A 19,691-nucleotide genomic window follows, 5' to 3' on the forward strand; every position below is an offset into this window, starting at 1 on the left:
CTTCGTTCGCGCTTCGTTCCTGCTTCGTTCCCACTTCGTTCCCGCTTCGTTCCCGCTTCGTTCCCGCTTCGTTCCCGCTTCGTTCCCGCTCGCCGCTCCGCTGCTTCGCCTCCGGCTCGTCGACACTTCACGTCCCGCTGAAACATCGCCTGCCGCCGCGCCCTACGATTGACGCATGGATACGACCACCCCCTCCTCCGCTTTCCCGCCTGCACTCGCCCGCGTCGTCGCGACCGTCAGCACCGGTTTCGTCGTCACGCAGCTCGACGTGACGATCGTCAACATCGCGCTCGCGCATCTCGCCGGCGACCTGCACCTGCCGGTCGCCGGCCTGCAGTGGGTCGTCGATGCGTACACGCTCGCGTTCGCGGTACTGATGCTGTCGGGCGGCGCACTCGGCGACCGCTTCGGCGCGCGCCGCCTGTACATCGCCGGCCTCGTGCTGTTCGCGCTTGCGTCGCTCGCGTGCGGCGCCGCGAGTGCGCCTGCGATGCTGATCGCGGCGCGCGCGCTGCAAGGCGTCGGCGCCGCGGCGATGCTGCCCAATTCGCTTGCGCTGCTCAACGACGCGTGCCGGCACGACCCGCACCTGCGCGCGCGCGCCGTCGGCTGGTGGACGGCGGCCGGCTCGATTTCGATCGCGGCCGGCCCCGTCGTCGGCGGTCTGCTGATCGCGGCGTGGGGCTGGCGCGGCATCTTCCTCGTGAACCTGCCGCTGTGTGCGGCCGGCCTGGCGGCCGCCCTAGCGTGGGTACCTGCGCACCGCGTAGCGACGACGCCAGGCGCGCCATCCCGTTCCGTCCGCGCACTCGACCTGCGCGGCCAGTTCATCGCGATTGCAATGCTGACCGCGTTGACCGGCGCCGTGATCGAATGGCGACCGCTCGGCTTCACGCATCCGGTCGTCGCCGGCGGGTTCGCGCTGGCGGCGCTCGCCGCGCTCGCATTCGTCGCAGTGGAGGCGCGTACGGCCACGCCGATGCTGCCGCTGTCGCTGTTCCGACATCGCACGTTCAGCGCGGCCGTGCTGTTCGGGATCTGCGTGAACCTCACGTACTACGGCACCGTGTTCGTGCTCGCGCTGTACCTGCAGCGCGCACGCGGCGAATCGGCGTTGCAGGCCGGCCTCGCGTTCCTGCCGCTGACGGGCGGCTTCCTGCTGTCGAACCTCGCGAGCGGCCGCGTCGTGGCGCGTCACGGCCCGCGTGCGCCGATGCTGGTGGGCGCGCTCGTCGCCGCGCTCGGCTACGGATCGCTGCATTTCATCGACGCGTCGACGCCGCTGGCAGTCCTGCTCGTGCCGTTCCTGCTGATTCCGACGGGCATGGGTTTCGCGGTGCCGGCGATGACGACCGCCGTGCTCGCGTCGGTCGCGCCCGAACGGGCCGGCATCGCGTCGGCCGTGCTGAATACCGCGCGGCAGGCCGGCGGTGCGATGGGGGTGGCCGCGTTCGGCGCGCTCGCCGGCGGCGGCGCCGCGGCGCAGGTCGTGAACGGGTTACGGATCGAAACCGCCGTGTCGGTCGCGCTGCTGGTCACCGCCGCACTGCTCGCGACGCTGGTGCGGCCCGATGCGCATCGCGGTGCATCGCCCGTGCGTCAGGCCGTGCCGGCGGCCGATTGACCGCGTGCGGTCACGCGTCGCCGGGGTCGCGCTGGATCAGGTGACGCCACGGAAACACGTTGCCCTTGAAGTGACTCACGTAACCGCCGCTGCCGGCCTGGATCACCATCAACGACAGCCGCGGATGCAGGGCCTGCAGCGCTTCGAGCGCTTCCCGATCAAGGCAGGTGTTTCTCAGCGTCAGCGTGTGGAGCCGCTGGCCGGCGCGGCTCTTCAGCAAGCGCTCGTACGCCTCGAACGACGTCACGCTGCCGGCGTCGCGATCGCGTTTCCACGTCGAATGCAATGCGGTCGACTCGGAGAAATCGAGCCAGCCGAGCGACGACAGGTTGTCGCTGTCCGCCAGACGATCGATGAACTGCTGCGTATCGTCTCCGCCGCCGATGCGCAGCCGCCCGAGATGCGCAAGCGGCACGTCGAAGAAACGCGCATCGGGTGCATTCGGCACCGTCAGTTCGGCGAGAAACGGCGCCTTCGCGGCGAAGCGGGCAATCTCGCCGCCCTCCTGCATGATCAGGTCGCGGCGCACGATCATCGACTGGTTGTGATCGGCCGGCTCGGTCGGCCGCACATGGAGCGAGCGCAGCATCGGGAAGCGCGCATCCGAATCGAGCAGCGGACCGAAATCCCATTCAAGCGTGCCGTTCGCCCCTTCGTCGAGGCCGCTGAACGCGAGGTCGGTCACGAGATCCGCGACGTCCCGCGTTGCCAGACATTGCAGCGTCCAGTCGAACGGTTCCTCCCAGGCGCCGCCGAAATACCGCACGTGCAGCCCCGCCCGCATCGGCGCGACGGTGACATGGTTGAAATCGGTCTGCCACAGCGGTTCCGCAGGATCGGCATGGTCGTGCCCGTCCTCGGCGCCCTCGCGCTCGCAGTGGTCGTGGATGCGCCGCTGCAGGTCGAGCAGCAGCCGATAGCCGGCGGAATCCAGCGGGTGGGACATGACGATGCGGCTCCGGTCAACGACGATCGCGACAGTCTATCCGAGCGTGCAGCCGTCGCGCACGACGCTCATCGCCGCGGTGCGCCGGCTTCGTCGCCGACCTTCCTCACGACCGTCTCGCCCGCCTTCACCGGCCGGCCGTCGTCGTGCCGCAGTGCGAGCTTGCGGATCGCGCGCCCCGTCTGGCGATCGACCAGCACCGAATGCGGCTCGCCTCGCGCGAACAGGTTCGCCTCGCCCCACTGCCGCAGCATCACGATCACCGGAAACAGCCCCTCGCCCTTTTTGGTCAGCGCGTACTCCTGATACGCGCTGCCGTCCGACGCCGGCACGACGTCGAACACGCCCGCGTCCACCAGCATCCTGAGCCGGTCGGACAGGATGTTGCTCGCGACGCCGAGGCTTGCCCGGAAATCGCCGAACCGGCGCACCCCGTCGAACGCATCGCGCACGATCAGCAATGCCCAGCGATCGCCGACGATATCGGTCGCCCGCGCCACCGGGCACGGCGAATCCGCAAGACTTTTCTGCCTGGCCATGTCCCTCTCCACAATCGCGCCGGCCGCCTTCGCGGCAACACCGGCCATCCGTGCACGGACATCTCGCCCGCCGCACAACAGGTTGCATTTTAAAACTACTTTTCCTACACTCACACCAGTTTCAATTTGCAACTACTTTGCACGAGGAAACCCATGGAGTCTTCCTGTCATTCCGGCACCGTTGCATCGAACGCCTCTGCGCATGCCGCGCATCCGGCCGCTGTCGGCAACCTGTCCACGGCGCGCGTCGCGTTGCTGGCCGTCTGCAGTGCGGCCAGCGTCGCGAACGTCTACTACGCGCAGCCGCTGCTCGATTCGATCGCGCGGGATTTCGGCGTATCGCAGGCGGCCGTCGGCGGCGTCATCACCGCGACGCAGCTCGGCTGTGCGCTCGCGCTGCTGTTCGTCGTGCCACTCGGCGATCTGGTGAACCGCAAGCGCCTGATCACCGTGCAGCTTCTGCTGCTGACGGCGGCCTGCATCGGCGTCGCCGCATCGTCGACGCGCATCGCGCTGCTGGCAGGAATGGTCGCGGTCGGGCTGCTCGGCACCGCGATGACGCAAGGGCTGATCGCGTGCTCGGCCGCGCTCGCGGGCGCCGGCGAACGCGGGCGCGTGGTGGGGGCCGCGCAAGGCGGGGTCGTGGTCGGGTTGCTGGCCGCGCGTTCGCTGGCCGGCGTCATCACCGACATCGCGGGCTGGCGAGCCGTCTATCTGGTATCCGGCGCGCTCGCGATCGCCATGCTCGTCGTGCTGTTGCGACTGTTGCCGGACGAAAGCGGGCCGCGCGAGCGCATCGGCTACGCGGCGCTGCTGCGATCGATGGTGTCGCTGCTGCGCGATGAACGCGTGCTGCGCGTGCGCGGTGCGATCGCGCTGCTGATGTTCGCGGCATTCAGCATCTTCTGGAGCGCGCTGGTGCTGCCGCTGAGCGCACCGCCGCATGCGATGTCGCATACGCAGATCGGCGCATTCGGCCTCGTCGGCGCACTGGGCGCGGCGGCCGCCGCCCGCGCGGGCCGGCTCGCGGATCGCGAGCGCGGCGAAGCGACGACCGGCGTCGCGCTCGCGCTGCTCGCGTGCTCGTGGTTGCCGCTCGCGTTCGGCGCTACGTCGATTGCGTGGCTGATCGTCGGCATCGTGCTGCTCGATATCGGCGGGCAAGCCGTCCACGTCGTCAACCAGAGCATGATTCTCGGCGCGCGGCCCGACGCGCATGCGCGCCTCGTCGGCTGCTACATGCTGTTCTATTCGGCCGGCAGCGGGCTCGGCGCGATTGCATCGACGATGATGTATGCGCGCGCCGGATGGACGGGCGTCTGCATGCTCGGCGCGGTCGTGAGCGTGGCGGCGCTCGGTGTCTGGGCCGCGACGCTCAGACGCGCATGATGCGTGCCGGTGCCGCGCGTCGCATGGAGAAGGCCGGCTTGCCCTCAGCGGGCGGCCGGCGCGCGAACCGGCCGCGCATGCGCGCCGGTTCGGCTTCGGCTTCGGCTTCGGCTTCGGCTTCGGCTTCGGCTTCGGCTTCGGCTTCGGCTTCGGCTTCGGCTTCGGCTTCGGCTTCGGCTTCGGCTTCGGCTTCGGCTTCGGCTTCAGCTTCGGCTTCAGCTTCGGCTTCAGCTTCAGCTTCAGCTTCCGGTTCAGCTGCAGGTTCGGCTGCCGGTTCGGCTTCCAGTTCAGCTCCCGGTTCGGCGCGCAGGTTGCGCGCCACAGGCGCTCAGCCTGCCGCCTCGATCGCCTCTTCGTACACGCCGGCCACGCGCCGCGCGATCACCGCGTTGTCGAAATGATCGCGCGCATAGCGCTTGCACGCGGCCTCGTCGGGCAGCGTGATCGCACCCGACAGCGCGGCTCCGAGCCCTTCCGCGATCGCGTCCGCGCCCGTGGACGGCAGCACGAGATCGTCGGACAGCCCGGCCACCGCTTCCGGCAGCCCGCCGACCGGCGTGACCAGCACGGGCGTGCCCGACGCGAGCGATTCGACGGTGATCAGCCCGAAGCCTTCGAGTGCGACCGTCGGCACGACGCTGACCGTCGCCGCGCGGTACAGCGCCGCGAGATGGTTGTCGGGCACGAAGCCGAGCAGCTTCACGTTGTCCTGCAGTCCCGCCGCATCGATGCGCTGCTGCAGTTCCTCGCCAATCTTGCCCTTGCCGGCGATCAGCAGCAGCACGTCCGGGTGACGGTGCTTGAGGAGGCCGATCGCGTCGATCAGGTCCTCGAGCCCCATGCGCCGCACGAGCCGGCGCACGGCCAGCACGATCGGCCGGTCCTGCGGCAGTTGCAGCTTGTGCCGCGCCTCGCCGGGCGTGAGCGGCGTGTCGAACTGCGCGGTATCGACGCAACCGGGAATCACGCGCACGCGCGACGGATCGATGCCGTAGCGGTTCGTCAGGATCTGGCCGAACGCCTGCGACAGCACGATCAGCCGCGACGAGCGCGTATAGACGGTCTGTTCGAGATAGCGCTTCGCGCGCTGGCCGAGCGACGCGGCACCCTCGACCTGGCTTTCGTCGGCCCACGGCCCCTGGAAGTGCGACACCTGCGGAATCCCGCGCGTGACGTCGAGGCCCGGAAACGTGTACAGCGCGAAGTGCGACGAGATCACGTCCGGCCGCTCGCTGCGGATCTCCTCGCGCAACGCGCGCCGCGCGGCGAGCATCCGCCGTGCGAGCGGCTCCGATGCCGGGCCGAAGCCCTGGATCGCACCGCCCGTGTCGTCGGCGACCTTCGGCGAGCCGGCGACGAGCCCGCGCACCTCGACGCCCGCGCCCGGCAGCGCGCCGACGAGCGAGTAGTACATCCGGTCAAGGCCGCCCGCACGTTCGGGGAACCAGTGCATGCCGATCTGCAACGATTTGATCGGCCGGGAAGAGTGGGACATTACGATTGCTCCTGCGTCACTGCATGCTCGACCCGCTCGAAGGCGGACGGCTGCGTGGGTTGGCCGATGCGCCGGTAAAGCGCCACATACTGGGCGCCCATATGCGCCCAGCCGAAACGGGTCATCAGTTCGCGGGCCGCGTCGCCCATCGCGCGACAGGTGTCGCGCGATGCCGCGAGCGAGCCGATCGCCTGCGCGAGCGCGGCCGGATCGTCCGGGTCCTCCAGCACGATCCCGCATTCGCGCGTGATGATTTCCGCACCGCCCGCCGTGCGCGCCGTGACGACCGGCAGCCCGGCCGCCATCGCCTCGAGCAGCGACAGGCTCATCGCTTCGTAGCGCGACGGGAACACGTAGGCGTCGACCGAGCGCATCAGCGTCGGCATGTTTTTCACGAGGCCGAGGAAATGCACGCGCGAATCGATGCCGAGCGCACGCGCTTCTTCCGGATACGGGCTGCCGGGCAGATACCCGGCCACCGCAAGGTGCACGTTCGCCGGCAGCTTCGTCAGCGCCTTCAGCACGGTGCCGAGGTTCTTGCGCGGCGTGCGCAAGTCGCCGACGAACAGCAGCAGGAACGCGTCGTCCGGCAGCTTGAACGCCGCGCGGTCAGCCTGCGCGCCCGCGAACGCGCTGCCGTCGACGCCGTTGTAGATCACGCTGATCTTGCGGCTGTCGATGCCGAGCCCGGCGATCTCGTCGGCGACCTTCTGCGACACGGCCGTGATCGCGCTCGAGCGCTTGTACGCCCAGCGTTCGAGCGTGGCATTCACACGCGTATAGACGTACTGGTAAGCCGACCATAGCCCCTTCGTCGGCCCGAACGGATAGTACGGACTCTTGAACCAGCCGCCGTGCACGAAATGCGCGGTGTTCACGTCGGCCTTGATCCACGAGATGAAGCCGTTCACGTGCAGCACGTCGTATTCGCCGCGGTGCGCGCGCAGCCAGGCCGCGCTCTTCAGCGCGAACACCTGCTGCTTGACGAGATTCGACGGCCAGAAGCCGCCGACCTTCACGGGCACCCAGCGCACGCGCGGGTCGGCCAGCAGTTCGGGCGCGACGTGCGACGCGACCAGCGTGACCTCGTAGTGCTCGGCCAGCGCCGCGCGCGCGATTTCGTAATTGACGCGGCCCTGCCCGTCGTTATGTCGCACAACGTGCGTGACGATCGCGATTCTCAATGGTCGCCTCCCCGTGAACGCGCGGCGGCCAGCAGGCGTTGTGCCTTTTGCCAGTGCGCCGCGGCTAGTATCGAAAAAATGGCTGTGAACATCAGCAGGCCGCCCGTGCCGATCAGCGAGTTCGTGAACACGAGCATCGCGAAGGTCGACAGGCACAGGCTCAGGCACGCGCCGACGAACTTGTCCTTGCGCAGCTTGAACGCGGCGCGCAGCGTGCGGCCGAACAGCATCACGACGCCGGAGAGGTACAGCAGCGTGCCGGGCCAGCCGAGCACGAACGGCACGTTCATCACGCCGCTGTCGAAGCTGCCGTACTTGCCGAGTTCGCCGCTGTCGCTCGACAGCTTCGTGGACGCGCCGGTCGCGCCCATCCCTTCGCCGGCGACGTCGGTGAACGCCGTCTGCGCGAAGGTGGCGTAGAACTTGTTGCGGTCGTCGTAGCTGCGGTCGTCCTTCAGGTTCGTGATCGACTGCAGACGCGCGCCGAGACGATCGGCCACCGGCCCGACGGTCAGGAGCGGCACGCACAGCCCGACCAGCACGACGCCGCTGATCAGGATCCGCATCCGCACGCGGTTGTTCGACTGCGCGAGCTGGATCGCGAGCGCGATCACCCAGCCGCCCCACGTCGAGCGCACGAGACACAGCGCGAACGACACGAAGCCGGCCGCCCCCGCGAACCAGCGGATCTTCTGCGGCGCGGCGAACACGAACACCAGCGCGCCCATGATCGCGAACGCGAACGGCCCGGACGAGTTCATCGTGCTGAACACGCGCACGCCGTACGGTACCGGCTCGCCCTGCGAACCCATGTCGGAGCCGATCATCCACAGCACGTCCCACTGCGGCATCACGAAATACTGCACGACGCCGTACAGGCCCATCACGAGCATGCCCCACATGAACGTGGACAGCAGCACGTCGCGGTACTCGGGATAGTCGCGCGCGTTGACCATGATGTGGAAACCGATCAGCACCGGATACACCCAGTTCGCCAGGTCATAGGTCGCGGCCATCACGCCGCTCGACACGATCCCGACGAGGTACGCGTACGTAAGCCCGAACAGCATCAGCAGGATGGGGATCCCGCGTCGCTGCGCGAGCACGCGGTAATGCCGGATCAAGCCCAGGCCGGCGATCATCGTCACCGCGAGCGGCGCGACCTGGATCAGGCTCGTCGGCGTGAACGCGCCCTTCGACCAGTCGGCGAGACGCCGCACCTCCGGGCTCAGGAACCACACCCACCACATGAAGCCGACGTAGCGCGCCGGACTCTTGAAATACAGCCAGATGCCGACCGCAATGGCCAGCACCGGAAACGCGAGCGTCAGCACCTTGCCCTGGTGAATGGCGATCAGCGCGGCGGTGAACGTCCACAGCCCGGCCTGCCCGACCCAGTGCTTCGGCTCGGGAAGCCAGCTGCGGTTGCGCGACGGTGCGCGTTCGGCGGCAATCGTACTCATCGATCCGCTCTCAGCGCGACGACGGTCGCGAATCCGCGAGCGGCATCGCCAGGCCCGCAGCCGCCGGCGTCCGGCGCCGGCGCAGCATGTCGCGCGTGATCCGCACGTGCTGCTCGGCGAACGCCTGCGTGGTCAGGTCGCGTTCGCGCAGGCACGCGGCAGCGGCCCGCGCGCAGCCCAGCGCCGCGACCGGATCGGCCGCGAAGCGATCGGCGGCCTGGCGCATCGCCTGCGCGTCGAACGCCGGCACATAGGCGGCCGTATCGTGCGGGAAGTAGTCGCTGAGCCCGCCGACGTCGGACACGATCATCGGCTTGCCGACAGCAGCTGCCTCGAGCATCACGGTGATGCCGGACGCATGAAAGTTCGGCCGCAGCGGCACGACGATCACATCGGCCCATGCGTACAGCTCGTGCTGCTTCGCGAGCCCCGACGCCGAGCCGATCTTCACGTTCGGTGCATGCCACTCGCTCGGCACGCGGCGCCGCGTCGCCAGCCGCACGTCGTAACGCTCGTCGCCGCCGAACGCGGCGAGGAAGGTGCGCCAGTCGCGGTCGCGGTCGTTGCCGATCGCCGCGATCCGCAGCGGCCGGTTCGGTTGCCATTGCCGCGGCTCGGTGATCGGGAAGTCCTGCGTGTTCAGCCCGTAGTAGACGAACTCGGCTTCGCGGCCGAGATAGCGGCGGCACAGGTCGGCGTTGTCGCGGGCAAGCGTGGTCAGCGCGTCGGCGCGCGCGATCAGCTTGCGGTACAGCCAGCGGCGCGGGCCGCCGAAGCTGCCCCACTTGTCGAACAGCCACACGCTCTGCGCGAGCAGCAGCGGACGTTTGCCCTGCGCGCCGGCCAGCTTCAGGATCAGCGAGGCCGCAAGGTGCTCCTGCTCCGTATGCGTCCAGATCACGTCGGTGTTCAGCAGCGCGGCACGGTTGCGCCACGCATGCACGACGTCGAAGCCGAGCGCCGCCTTCAGCGCGCGGCGCGCGAGGCTGGCGACGCGGCTCTCGCCGCCGTCCTGCGAATAGGTCAGCCGGAATTCGTCGGATTCGGCATGGTGATAGCCGTACAGGCAGCCGATGTTCTCGCCTTTCCGGTAGGTACGCGGATCGGCGCCGTAAAACAGATGGACATGGACCTTGGTTGCAGTCATTCGAGCCCTTCTCCGGGTTCGGCCGCGCGGTGTTGCGTGCGCAGCTCGTTCAAGACGTCACCGGCGGCATCGCCGCACGATGGGGGGCAAGGTTCGCGCGGCGGGCATCGCGCGCGCCGCGGCGCACCGCGCGCCAGTGCTCGCGGATCCGCTCGCGCTTCGCCGTATGCAGCGACAGCAGCACGTGCGCGAGGCCCGGGTAGACGCGCGTACCGACCAGCGTCCACCACCACCACGCAATTTCGCGCCGCACCGGCGGCAGATGCTCGCGCAGGATCAGGTGCAGGTTGTACGCGCCGTTGCTGATCGCATTCAGCGACGCGGCATCGCGCCGGTCGTCGTCGAAGCGCTCGGCCGGAAAATGATCGACCGCGATCGCCGGGTCGTAGACGAGCTTCCAGCCGTCGCGCTGCACCTGCATGCTGAAACCCATGTCGTTGTGCACCTGCGCACCGGCACCGCGCAGCCGCGTGTCGAAGCGCAGCCGCTCAATCGCGGCACGGCGGTAGCTCATGTTCGCGCCTTTCAGCATGTCGACTTCGCGCATGCCGCCGATGCCGAGATGATGATTGCCGACGATCTTGCCGGACAGCGTGAGCTGGCCGACGAGTTCGCGCGATTCGTCGAGCACGCGACCCTTCTCGTGCACCCAGTCGCGCCCGCCGACCGCGCCCACGCGCGGATCGGCTTCGAATGCCGACGCGACGCGGGCGAGCCAGTCGGGGTGCGGCGCCGCGTCGTCGTCGGTGATCGCGACGATGTCGCCGTTCGCCGAGTCGAGCCCCTTGTTCAGCGCGGCGACCTGGCCCGGTACGTCGACCGGCACGATGCGCAGCGGCAGCGCACCGCCGACTGCCGGATCGGCGAGCCGTTCGTGCGTGGCGTCGTCCTCCGGGCGCGCGACGACGATCACCTCGTCGGGCAGCCGATGCTGGCGCTGCAGCGCCAGCAGGCAGCGCGCGAGGTCGGCGGGACGCCGATAGGTCGGAACGAGCACGGAAATTTTCATCGTTGGTTCTCCTGTCGACCGGGCAGGCGGCGCGCGCCGCCAGCCCGGTTACGTGCGATGCCGATCAGGCGCTCAGGTATTCATGCACGGCCGCATAGCCGCGGCCGTAGCCGCGCGCCTTCGGCGGCACGCCGTTGAAGATCCCGCCTTCCAGGTCGACGCCCGCGGTGCGCAGGCGCTTGATCGCGTCGGCGATCTCGCCTTCGGTATGCATGCCCGAGCGCAGCACGAGGAACGTCGAGCCGGCCATGCGGCCGATGAGGGTCGCGTCGGTCACCGCCAGCACCGGCGGCGAATCGATCAGTATCACGTCGTAGCGCTTGCCGAGCCCTTCGAGGTATTGCGGCAGGCGCGGCGACATCAGCAGCTCCGACGGGTTCGGCGGGCGCGTGCCGGCCGAGATGAACGACAGGCCCTGCACCGGCGTTTCGCGCACGGCATCCTCGAGCGGCGACTGGTCGCTCAGCAGTTCCGACAGGCCCGGCTGAGAGGTGAGGCCGAAGTAGCGGTCGAGCAGGCCGCGACGCATGTCGGCGTCGATCAGCAACACACGCTTGCCCGAATGCGCGAGCAGCACCGCGAGGTTGACCGCCAGGAAGCTCTTGCCGATGCCGGGCGTCGGGCCCGTCAGCACGATCACGCGGTTCTTCGCATCCATCATCGCGAACTGCATCGCGGTGCGCAGGCTGCGCAGGCTCTCGACACTGAGATCCTTCGGCCGCAGGCTCGCGAGGATCGGCCGCGCACGGCCGCCGCCCTTTTCTGCCGCGGCGTCGAGCTTCACCTGCTCGGCGCTTTGCGGCACCAGCCCGTACAGCGGCAGGTTGAACGCGCGCTCGATGCGGTCGGGATCCTCGATGCCCTGGAACATGTTGCGGCGCAGGAACACGACGCCCGTGCCGAGAATCAGGCCCAGGAACACGGCGGCCGACAGGATCAGCACCTTCTTCGGCTTGACCGGGTCGCCCGGACGCAGCGCCGAATCGACGAGGTGGATGTTGCCGCCCGTGCCGGCCTTCTGCACCGACAGTTCCTGCACGCGGTTCAGCAGCAGCACGTAGATGTCCTCGGCGACCTTCGCGTCGCGCTGGAGCTGGACGGCCTTCACTTCGGTGGCCGGCAGGCTGCGGAAGCGGTTGCTGAACTTGTCCTTCTCGCCCTGCAGCTCCGCGAGCTGCTGCTTCGCGGCGATCACCATCGGATGCGAATCGGTGAAGCGCTGCGCGAGCGACGCGAGTTGCAGGCGCTGTGCGGCGATCTGCTGCTCGTACTGCACGCTGCCCTCGAGGTAGACCTTCGCCTCGTCGCTCGCGTTGATCGAGCCCGACGTGCGCTGGTACTGCGTCAGCGCGGCTTCCGCGCGTTCGAGGTCGGACTTCAGGCGCGGCTCCTCGCCCTTCAGGAAGTCGAGCATCTTGGTCGTTTCGGCCTGCTTCGCGACCACGTGCTGGTTCAGGTACGACTGCGCGAGCGCGTTCGCGATCGCGGCGGTCTGGTCCGGGTCCTTGCCTTCGAGCGAGATCTGCACGACGCCCGTCTGCTTGCCCTGCTCGGTCACCTGGATGCCGGTCTGGAAGCCGCTGATCGCGTCGAGATCGTTGTAGCGGACCACCGTGAACTGCGTGCCGGGGCGTGCGACGAGCTGCTTCACGAGCAGCGTCACGCCGCCGCCCTGCGCCGCTTCGCCGACGCGGCCCGACAGCAGCCGGGTACCGTTCTCGTCGACGATCGAATAGGTGTCGTTCGGCCCGGCCGTCAGCGTCAGCTTCTTGCCTTCGAGCGCGGGCACGACGCTGATCGAATCGACGTCGGCGACTTCCCCGCCCCACGCATACGATTTCAGGCCGAGCCACGGGCGAGCCGGCGTGCCCGGCGTCGCGACGCGCGCGGCGAGGCTGCCGAGCAACGGAATCGTCTTCGGCACGACCGAGAAGTTCAGCTTGAACTGTTCGACCACCGGTGCGACCACGCCGCGGCTCTTGATGATTTCGATTTCCGCGTCGGTCTGCGCCTGCTGCGGACCGCTGTTGATCGTCGCACCGGTCTGCGTCTGCGTGAGCGCCTGCGACGTGTTGTCGTTGCTCTCGACCCGCACGTGCACGTCGGCCTGATACACCGGCTTCGCGATATAGCAGTAGAGGCCGGCGAGCGCGATGACCGTCACCGCGATGCCGAGCAGCAGCCAGATGTCGTCCATGATCACCTGGAGCAACTGGCCGAGGACGACGTCCTCTTCCTCGGTTTTCACGGACAGATCCGCGTAGGAGTGTTTCGCTTGCGTGTTCACCATTCGTTCCCGCTTGAGTGGTGCCGGGGCGGAGGCGCCGCCCCGGCGGGCTATCAGCGCGTGATTTGCCGCATGTAGAAGATCGTCTGGATCGTCGGCAGCACCTGCTGCAGCACACGGTTGAACTGCACCGAGCTGGCCGTGCTGACGTAGACCACGTCGAGCGGCTGAAGCGGGAAACGGCTCGACAGCATCAGCGCATCGGGCTGCGTCATGTCGAGACGGAACACTTCAGGCTTCGTCGGGTTGTCACGCATGCCGCGCATCACGTAGATCTTGCGCGGGTTCGCATCGGTGTCGAGGATGCCGCCGCCGGCCGTCAACGCGTCCGCGATGGTCAGCTTGCCCTTGAGCATCGGCACCGTGACCGGCGTCTTGACCTCACCCATGATGAACACGCGGCTGTCGCTGCGGTCCGGCACGTTGACGATGTCGCCCTGCTGCAGCATCACGTTCTGCCGCACTTCGCCGCGGTCGAGCACGCCGTTCGCGTCGAGCGTGTAGAGCTTGCCGTCGCGCGTCAGGCGCACGCGCTGCAGGTCGGCGTCGGTGGTCGAGCCGCCCGAGCGCGAGATCGCGTCGACCAGCGTCAGCGGCACGTCGCTCATCGCGAGCGGGCCCGGCGTCTTCACTTCGCCCGTCACCTGCACCTTCTGGCTGCGGAACGACAGCACGCGCACGTCGAGCTGCGGATTCTTCACATAGCGCGCGAGACGCGTGGCCAGCTCGTCACGGGTCTGCGCAATCGTCTTGCCCGCCACGTGGATACGGCCGACGAACGGGAAGAAGATCGAGCCGTCGGAGGCCACCGTCTGGCCATAAGGATCGGCCTGGCCCGGCAGCGACGACGAATAGGGCTGCTGCAGCGCGCCCGCGATCGTCTGCGTCGTGTTGCCGCCGCTCGAGAACGACTGGCCCTGCGGCGTCGTCAGCTCCGGGTGGTCCCAGACGGTGACGCCGAGGATGTCCTGCGGGCCGATGCGGTACACGTATTGCGACGGATCGGTATAGCGTGCGGGCGGCAGCGGATGGTCGACCTGCGCTTTCTGCAGCTGGTCCATCACCACTTTGGCGTCGATGTAATGAACCGGATAGGTTTCGGCCGCTTCCTGGCGGCCTTCGTCCTTCAGGTTCGACGAGTCGAGGTAGTTGCCGGGCGCGGTTGCACAGGCTGACAGGAAAGTCGTCAGCGCGACGGCAAGCGCCACCGGGCGCATCGGGCGTTTCAGCATAGTTTCTGTAGCCATCCTTGAACCAGACGTTCGATCTGCGAGTAGCTCTCGCGGTAATCGGCCTCGGGGCCGCCGTGCGGATCGGCAATCTCGGCCCCTTCCCACTTGCCGAGCAGGTGGACCTTGCCGCGCGCGAACGGATCGACCGCTTCGACGGCGGCGATCTGTCCGCGCTCGCTCACGAGAATCAGGTCGGCGTCGCGCACGAACCGGCGCGACAGCCGCCGCGAGCGGTGCGTCGTCGCATCGACGCCGCGCTCGGCAAGCAGTCGCCGCATCACCGGATCGATGCCGTCGCCGTCGTTCGCATGCACGCCGGCCGAATGGAACGTCGGGCGCGGGCCGCCGCGCGACGCGGCGTGGGACTTGAACAGCATTTCCGCGGCCGGGCTGCGGCAGACGTTTGCGTGGCAGACGATCAGGATGTTCCGGAACATGGCGTCTCGTAACGAGTGACGGGAAAAAGGGTTACGCGCTCGCGGGCGCAGTGCCAGGCACACGGGCGGCGACAGCCTGGCGCGAGCCCGGCCGGCCGATCGGGTGGTATTCGATGCCCTGCTCGCTCATCGTCTCCGGCTCGTACAGGTTGCGGCCGTCGAAGATCACCGGCGCTTTCCACAGGCGGCCGAGCGCGACGAAGTCGGGGCTCTTGAAGATCTTCCATTCGGTGACGATCACGAGCGCGTCGGCATCGCGTGCGGCCTGCGCCTCGTCGTCGACGAAGCTCAGGCGCTCGAGCCAGCTCGGGTGATCGGCGAGATCGAGTGCGATCACGCGGCGCGCCTCTTGCTGCGCGACCGGGTCGTACGCGGCGACGCGCGCCCCGCGCGACAGCAGCTCGGCGATCAGCTCGCGGCTCGGCGCTTCGCGCATGTCGTCGGTGTTCGGCTTGAACGCGAGGCCCCAGATCGCGAACGTGCGGCCGGTCAGGTCCTCGCCGAAGCGCGCGATGATCTTCTCGGCGAGCACGCGCTTTTGCGTGGCATTGACCGACGACACGGCCTTCAGGATCTGCAGCGCCTGCCCGTGCTCGTCGGCCGTGCGGATCAGCGCCTCGACGTCCTTCGGGAAGCACGAGCCGCCGTAGCCGCAGCCGGCATACAGGAAGTGATAGCCGATACGCGGGTCGGAACCGATTCCGCGGCGCACCGCCTCGATGTCCGCGCCGAAGCGGTCGGCGAGGTTCGCCAGTTCGTTCATGAACGAGATGCGGGTCGCGAGCATCGCGTTCGCCGCGTATTTCGTGAACTCGGCCGAGCGCACGTCCATGTACAGCGTGCGTTCGTGGTTGCGGTTGAACGGCGCGTAGAGCTTCTTCATCAGCTCGCGGGCGCGCTCGCCCGGCACGTCTTCGTCGCAGCCGATCACGATGCGGTCCGGCCGCGTGAAATCGTCGACCGCCGCGCCTTCCTTCAGGAATTCCGGATTCGACACGACCGAGAACATCTGGTCGCCGCCGCGCTTCGCAAGCTCTTCCGCCACCGCCGCGCGCACGCGCTCGGCCGTACCGACCGGCACCGTCGACTTGTCGACGATCACCTTGAAGCCCGTCATGTAACGGCCGATGTTGCGTGCCGCCGCGAGCACGTATTGCAGGTCGGCCGAGCCGTCCTCGTCGGGCGGCGTGCCGACCGCGATGAACTGCACGTCGCCGTGCGCGACCGCGGCCTCGATATCGGTCGAGAAGCGCAGGCGGCCCGCCGAGCGGTTGCGTGCGATGACTTCCTTGAGGCCCGGCTCGTGGATCGGCACGCCGCCGTTGTTCAGGACGTCGATCTTTGCCTGGTCGACGTCGAGACAGAACACGTCGTGCCCGATGTCGGCGAGACAGGCGCCGGTGACAAGACCTACGTAACCGCTGCCGATGATAGTCAGATTCATGATGTGTCGGACCTCGTGACCAATGATTCGAAATTCGTTAAACCGCAATGCCTGCGTGGCGCGATCTCGGTACTCAGTACGCGTTGCTGCCGGTGAAGCCTTTCCAGAGCGTCAACACGACGATCTTGATGTCGAGCCAGAACGACCAGTTCTGCATGTAGTACAGATCGAGCTTCACGCGTCCCATCATCTTCTCGATCTGGTCGGTCTCGCCGCGAAAGCCGTTGATCTGCGCCCACCCGGTGATGCCCGGCTTGATCCGGTAGCGGAACATGTAGCCCTTGACCAGATCCTTGTAGATGTCGTCGTGCGCGAGCGCATGCGGGCGCGGGCCGACGACCGACATCTCGCCCTTCAGCACGTTGATGAACTGCGGCAGCTCGTCGAGGCTCGTGCGGCGCAGGAACCGGCCGACCGGCGTCACGCGCGTGTCGTTCTTCGTGGCCTGCGTCACGTGCCCGGCCACTTCCTGGTGCACCTTCATCGAGCGGAACTTGTAGATCTCGAACTCGTGCCCGTCGATGCCCTTGCGCTTCTGGCGGAAGAACACCGGCCCGCGCGACGTCAGCTTGATCAGGCCGGCAATCAGCACCATCACCGGCGCGAGCGCCGTGAGCGCTGCCAGCGCGAACAGCCGGTCGAACACGAACTTCGGCAGGATCCGCACATCGGTGATCGGCGACGCCGCGAGGTTGATCGCCGGCACGCCGAGCACCTCGACCACTTCCTGGTTGAAGAACGACAGCGTGCGCACGTCCGGGATGAAGCGGATATTCACGAAGTCGTGGCGGAACACCGTCACGATCTGGTGAATCCGGCGCTCCTCCGTGATCGGCAGCGTGAGCCACAGCTCGCTGATCGCGCGGCTGCGTACCAGCCACACCAGCGATTCGAACTGCCGCTCGATGCGCACGTCGTCGAGCGCGACCTCGCCCGGCGCTTCGCTTTCGTCGTACACGCACACCGGGTTGAAACCGGCTTCCGGCCGCGCCCGCATCTGCGCGATCAGCCGCCGCGCCGCCGGCGTACCGCCGACGATCGCGACCGCCTTCAGGTTGTAGCCGCCGCGACGCAGTTGCCGCAGCACAACGTGCACGCAGGCCTTCGAGCCCGCGAGCAGCGCCATTGTCACGACCGCCCAGTAACCCAGCCACATCCGCGACAGGTCGCCCGACTGGTGGAAGCTGAAGCTCATCAGGATGCCCGCGAGCTCGACCACGAGCCACGCGAACGCAACCCGGCCCACCAGCCCGACGAGACGCTTGCCGCGCCACGACTGGTAAATGCCGATGGCCGGAAAGAACACGACGACGAGCAGGCAGTCGAACAACACCGTCGTGCGCTGCAGGTCGTTGAGCCAGATACTGCCGCCGTGCAGTGCGGCAGCGATCAGTGCCCCCGCCACGACCATCGCGATATCGATGACTCTCGCCAGCACGCTCAACATGTCTGCATCCTCTTTGAACAGGCGTTTGCCGAACAGCTCCTTGTGCGACCCGTGCCGCACATTCGATTCAAACGTTGCATGACGCTATTGAAGCGGTAAGAAAATTTCTCCTCAAGCGCACAAGTATTTCGAAAAATAATCGGAAATTCTTGCTGAGAAGTTTTTGAATTAAATCGGCAGGTTTTCCCGAAATGCTCAGGAATCGGGAATTTTTCGGAAGCTTTCCGATTTCCGCTCACCCTTTGCCGACGGTCAAGACCAGCCGATTCACGGATTTATTTTTTAATTTTTTATTTGCATCGGATGCTAGCGCGGAAAATTTTTCCCAATGCATGCCTGGCGAATATCAGGCAATGGACCCGGTTTTATTGTCGATTTACTTCATGCTACAACGACAGGCACTGACTTCAACCGTGGAGAGTGTCACCATGAATGCTCCGGCCGTGGCTGCCGAAACGCGCCATTCTTCTTCCGCCGCACCCGCCGCCGGCACGCGCGTCGCCGTGCAACCGGTGATTCTCGCCGGGGGCTCCGGCACGCGCCTGTGGCCGATGTCGCGCGAACGTTTTCCGAAACAGCTGATCGGCTTGCTCGGCGAACATTCGCTGCTGCAGTCAACTGCGCTGCGCCTCGACGGCCTGGCGGTCGATCATCCGCTGGCCGACGACGTGCTGATCGTATGCGGCGAGGATCACCGCTTCACGACCGCCGAACAGCTGCGCCTGACCGGCAAGTCCGCGTCGATCATGCTCGAGCCGATCGGCCGCGACACCGCGCCCGCGCTGACGCTCGCCGCGCTGCGGCTCGTTGCCGACGGTAACGATGCGGTGATGACCGTGATGCCGGCCGACCATGCGGTCGCCGACCTGCCGCGCTTCCACGCGGCCGTCGCGGCCGGCGTGCACTGCGCGATGCAAGGCAGGATCGCGACGATGGGCATCGTGCCCAAGCACGCGGAAACCGGTTACGGCTACATCCGCATCGGCGCGCCGCTCGGCGACGCCGCGACGGGCCGCCTCGACGTGCGCCGCCTCGATCGTTTCGTCGAGAAACCGCATCTCGAACTCGCTCAGCAGTACGTCGCATCGGGCGAATACTGGTGGAACAGCGGGATCTTCATCGTGCGCGCGTCGGTGTGGCTGAAGGCGATCCGCCAGCTCGAACCCGCGATCTACGCGGCCTGCGAACAGGCCGTCGCCCAAGGCAAGGCCGATGGCGATTTCTTCCGCGTCGATCGCGATGCGTTCGCCGCGTCGCCGTCGAACTCGATCGACTACGCGGTGATGGAGCCGCTCGCGAGCCTGCCGCAACTGTGCGAGAGCGTCGTCGTGCCGCTCGACGCGGGCTGGTCGGACGTCGGCTCGTGGGATGCGATCTGGCAGATCTCGTCGAAGGACGAAGCCGGGAACGTCGGCCGCGGCCACGTGCTGCTCGAAGGCGCGGAATCGACGTTCGTGCATTCGGAAAGCCGGCTCGTCGCCTGCGTCGGCACGCAGAACCTCGTCGTCGTCGAAACCCCCGACGCCGTGCTCGTCGCGGACAAGTCGCGCGTGCAGGACGTGAAGAAAATCGTCGGGCGCCTCAAGGCGCAACGCGGCGCGGAAGCCACCGACCACCGCAAGGTGCATCGCCCGTGGGGCCACTACGACTCGGTCGACACGGGCGAACGCTTCCAGGTGAAACGCATCGTCGTGAAACCGGGTGCGCGACTGTCGCTGCAGATGCACCACCACCGCGCCGAACACTGGATCGTCGTGCGCGGCACCGCGCGCATCACGCGTGGCGACGAAACGTTCCTGCTATCCGAAAACGAATCGACGTACATCCCGCTCGGCGTGTCGCACCGCCTGGAGAACCCGGGCAAGATGCCGCTCGAGCTGATCGAAGTGCAATCGGGCGCGTATCTCGGCGAGGACGACATCGTCCGCTTCGACGATACCTACGGCCGCCAGTAACGCATCGTGCGCCCGGGGCGCCGCTTTGACGGCGGCGCCCCGGGCGAGGCAGGCATGGACAGACGGGTCTTCCGCGCGGGCGTCGTGGCACAC

General features: G+C 67.6%; 16 protein-coding genes. 3 read left to right on the plus strand and 13 right to left on the minus strand.

Annotated features, from left to right (window positions below):
• Nucleotides 1-175 precede the first annotated feature (175 nt).
• Nucleotides 176-1,624 carry an MFS transporter gene (locus HAV18_RS07025; RefSeq protein WP_166954208.1) on the plus strand — a complete coding sequence of 483 codons (1,449 nt, stop codon included), beginning with the start codon at nucleotides 176-178 and terminating at the stop codon, nucleotides 1,622-1,624.
• Nucleotides 1,625-1,634: 10 nt separating this feature from the next.
• Here the strand turns inward: HAV18_RS07025 and HAV18_RS07030 are convergent, their stop codons facing one another.
• Nucleotides 1,635-2,570 (minus strand): hypothetical protein, encoded by a 936-nt coding sequence (locus HAV18_RS07030; protein ID WP_166954209.1) that lies wholly within the window; start codon nucleotides 2,568-2,570, stop codon nucleotides 1,635-1,637.
• A gap of 68 nt (nucleotides 2,571-2,638) precedes the next feature.
• Entirely contained in the window at nucleotides 2,639-3,109 is a 471-nt protein-coding gene (locus HAV18_RS07035; protein ID WP_208101842.1) for a helix-turn-helix domain-containing protein, read from the minus strand.
• Between the two features lie 153 nt (nucleotides 3,110-3,262).
• On the opposite strand from HAV18_RS07035, the gene HAV18_RS07040 reads away from it, so the two are divergent.
• The gene (locus tag HAV18_RS07040) at nucleotides 3,263-4,498 is read left to right on the plus strand and encodes an MFS transporter (RefSeq protein WP_166954212.1); all 1,236 of its coding nucleotides are present in this window, start codon (nucleotides 3,263-3,265) and stop codon (nucleotides 4,496-4,498) included.
• On the opposite strand, the gene HAV18_RS07045 is transcribed toward HAV18_RS07040, so the two are convergent.
• The 11 genes from HAV18_RS07045 to HAV18_RS07095 form a co-directional block, all read right to left on the minus strand.
• Nucleotides 4,485-4,820 carry a hypothetical protein gene (locus HAV18_RS07045; RefSeq protein WP_166954214.1) on the minus strand — a complete coding sequence of 112 codons (336 nt, stop codon included), beginning with the start codon at nucleotides 4,818-4,820 and terminating at the stop codon, nucleotides 4,485-4,487. The two genes, HAV18_RS07040 and HAV18_RS07045, sit on opposite strands and share 14 nt — an antisense overlap.
• 6 nt (nucleotides 4,821-4,826) lie before the next feature.
• Nucleotides 4,827-5,993: a glycosyltransferase family 4 protein gene (locus tag HAV18_RS07050; RefSeq protein WP_166954215.1), complete on the minus strand. Its 1,167-nt coding sequence runs from the start codon at nucleotides 5,991-5,993 to the stop codon at nucleotides 4,827-4,829.
• Entirely contained in the window at nucleotides 5,993-7,177 is a 1,185-nt protein-coding gene (locus HAV18_RS07055) for a glycosyltransferase family 4 protein (RefSeq protein WP_166954217.1), read from the minus strand. Before HAV18_RS07055 ends, HAV18_RS07050 begins: the two co-directional genes overlap by 1 nt.
• Complete coding sequence (locus tag HAV18_RS07060) at nucleotides 7,174-8,640, minus strand: O-antigen ligase (protein ID WP_166954219.1); 1,467 nt, start codon at nucleotides 8,638-8,640, stop codon at nucleotides 7,174-7,176. The genes HAV18_RS07055 and HAV18_RS07060 overlap by 4 nt, the downstream gene beginning before the upstream one ends.
• Nucleotides 8,641-8,650: 10 nt before the next feature.
• A complete protein-coding gene (locus HAV18_RS07065; RefSeq protein ID WP_166954220.1) occupies nucleotides 8,651-9,787 on the minus strand; it encodes a glycosyltransferase family 4 protein in 1,137 nt (378 codons plus the stop codon).
• A 49-nt stretch (nucleotides 9,788-9,836) separates the two neighbouring features.
• Nucleotides 9,837-10,796: a glycosyltransferase family 2 protein gene (locus HAV18_RS07070; protein WP_166954222.1), complete on the minus strand. Its 960-nt coding sequence runs from the start codon at nucleotides 10,794-10,796 to the stop codon at nucleotides 9,837-9,839.
• Between the two features lie 64 nt (nucleotides 10,797-10,860).
• Entirely contained in the window at nucleotides 10,861-13,086 is a 2,226-nt protein-coding gene (locus HAV18_RS07075) for a polysaccharide biosynthesis tyrosine autokinase (RefSeq protein ID WP_166954224.1), read from the minus strand.
• 50 nt (nucleotides 13,087-13,136) lie between these two features.
• On the minus strand, nucleotides 13,137-14,315 hold the full coding sequence (locus tag HAV18_RS07080) for a polysaccharide biosynthesis/export family protein (protein WP_166956620.1): 1,179 nt from the start codon (nucleotides 14,313-14,315) through the stop codon (nucleotides 13,137-13,139).
• The gene (locus HAV18_RS07085) at nucleotides 14,309-14,752 is read right to left on the minus strand and encodes a low molecular weight protein-tyrosine-phosphatase (RefSeq protein ID WP_166954226.1); all 444 of its coding nucleotides are present in this window, start codon (nucleotides 14,750-14,752) and stop codon (nucleotides 14,309-14,311) included. The genes HAV18_RS07080 and HAV18_RS07085 overlap by 7 nt, the downstream gene beginning before the upstream one ends.
• Nucleotides 14,753-14,783: 31 nt before the next feature.
• On the minus strand, nucleotides 14,784-16,196 hold the full coding sequence (locus tag HAV18_RS07090; RefSeq protein WP_166954228.1) for a UDP-glucose/GDP-mannose dehydrogenase family protein: 1,413 nt from the start codon (nucleotides 16,194-16,196) through the stop codon (nucleotides 14,784-14,786).
• 73 nt (nucleotides 16,197-16,269) lie between these two features.
• Nucleotides 16,270-17,643 carry an undecaprenyl-phosphate glucose phosphotransferase gene (locus HAV18_RS07095; RefSeq protein ID WP_166954230.1) on the minus strand — a complete coding sequence of 458 codons (1,374 nt, stop codon included), beginning with the start codon at nucleotides 17,641-17,643 and terminating at the stop codon, nucleotides 16,270-16,272.
• Nucleotides 17,644-18,071: 428 nt separating this feature from the next.
• Here HAV18_RS07095 and HAV18_RS07100 point away from each other — a divergent pair, with 428 nt between their 5' ends.
• The gene (locus HAV18_RS07100; RefSeq protein WP_166954232.1) at nucleotides 18,072-19,598 is read left to right on the plus strand and encodes a mannose-1-phosphate guanylyltransferase/mannose-6-phosphate isomerase; all 1,527 of its coding nucleotides are present in this window, start codon (nucleotides 18,072-18,074) and stop codon (nucleotides 19,596-19,598) included.
• Nucleotides 19,599-19,691 lie beyond the last annotated feature (93 nt).

Origin of the sequence: Burkholderia sp. D-99 (genome assembly GCF_011605345.1) — a bacterium.
Lineage (GTDB): Bacteria > Pseudomonadota > Gammaproteobacteria > Burkholderiales > Burkholderiaceae > Burkholderia.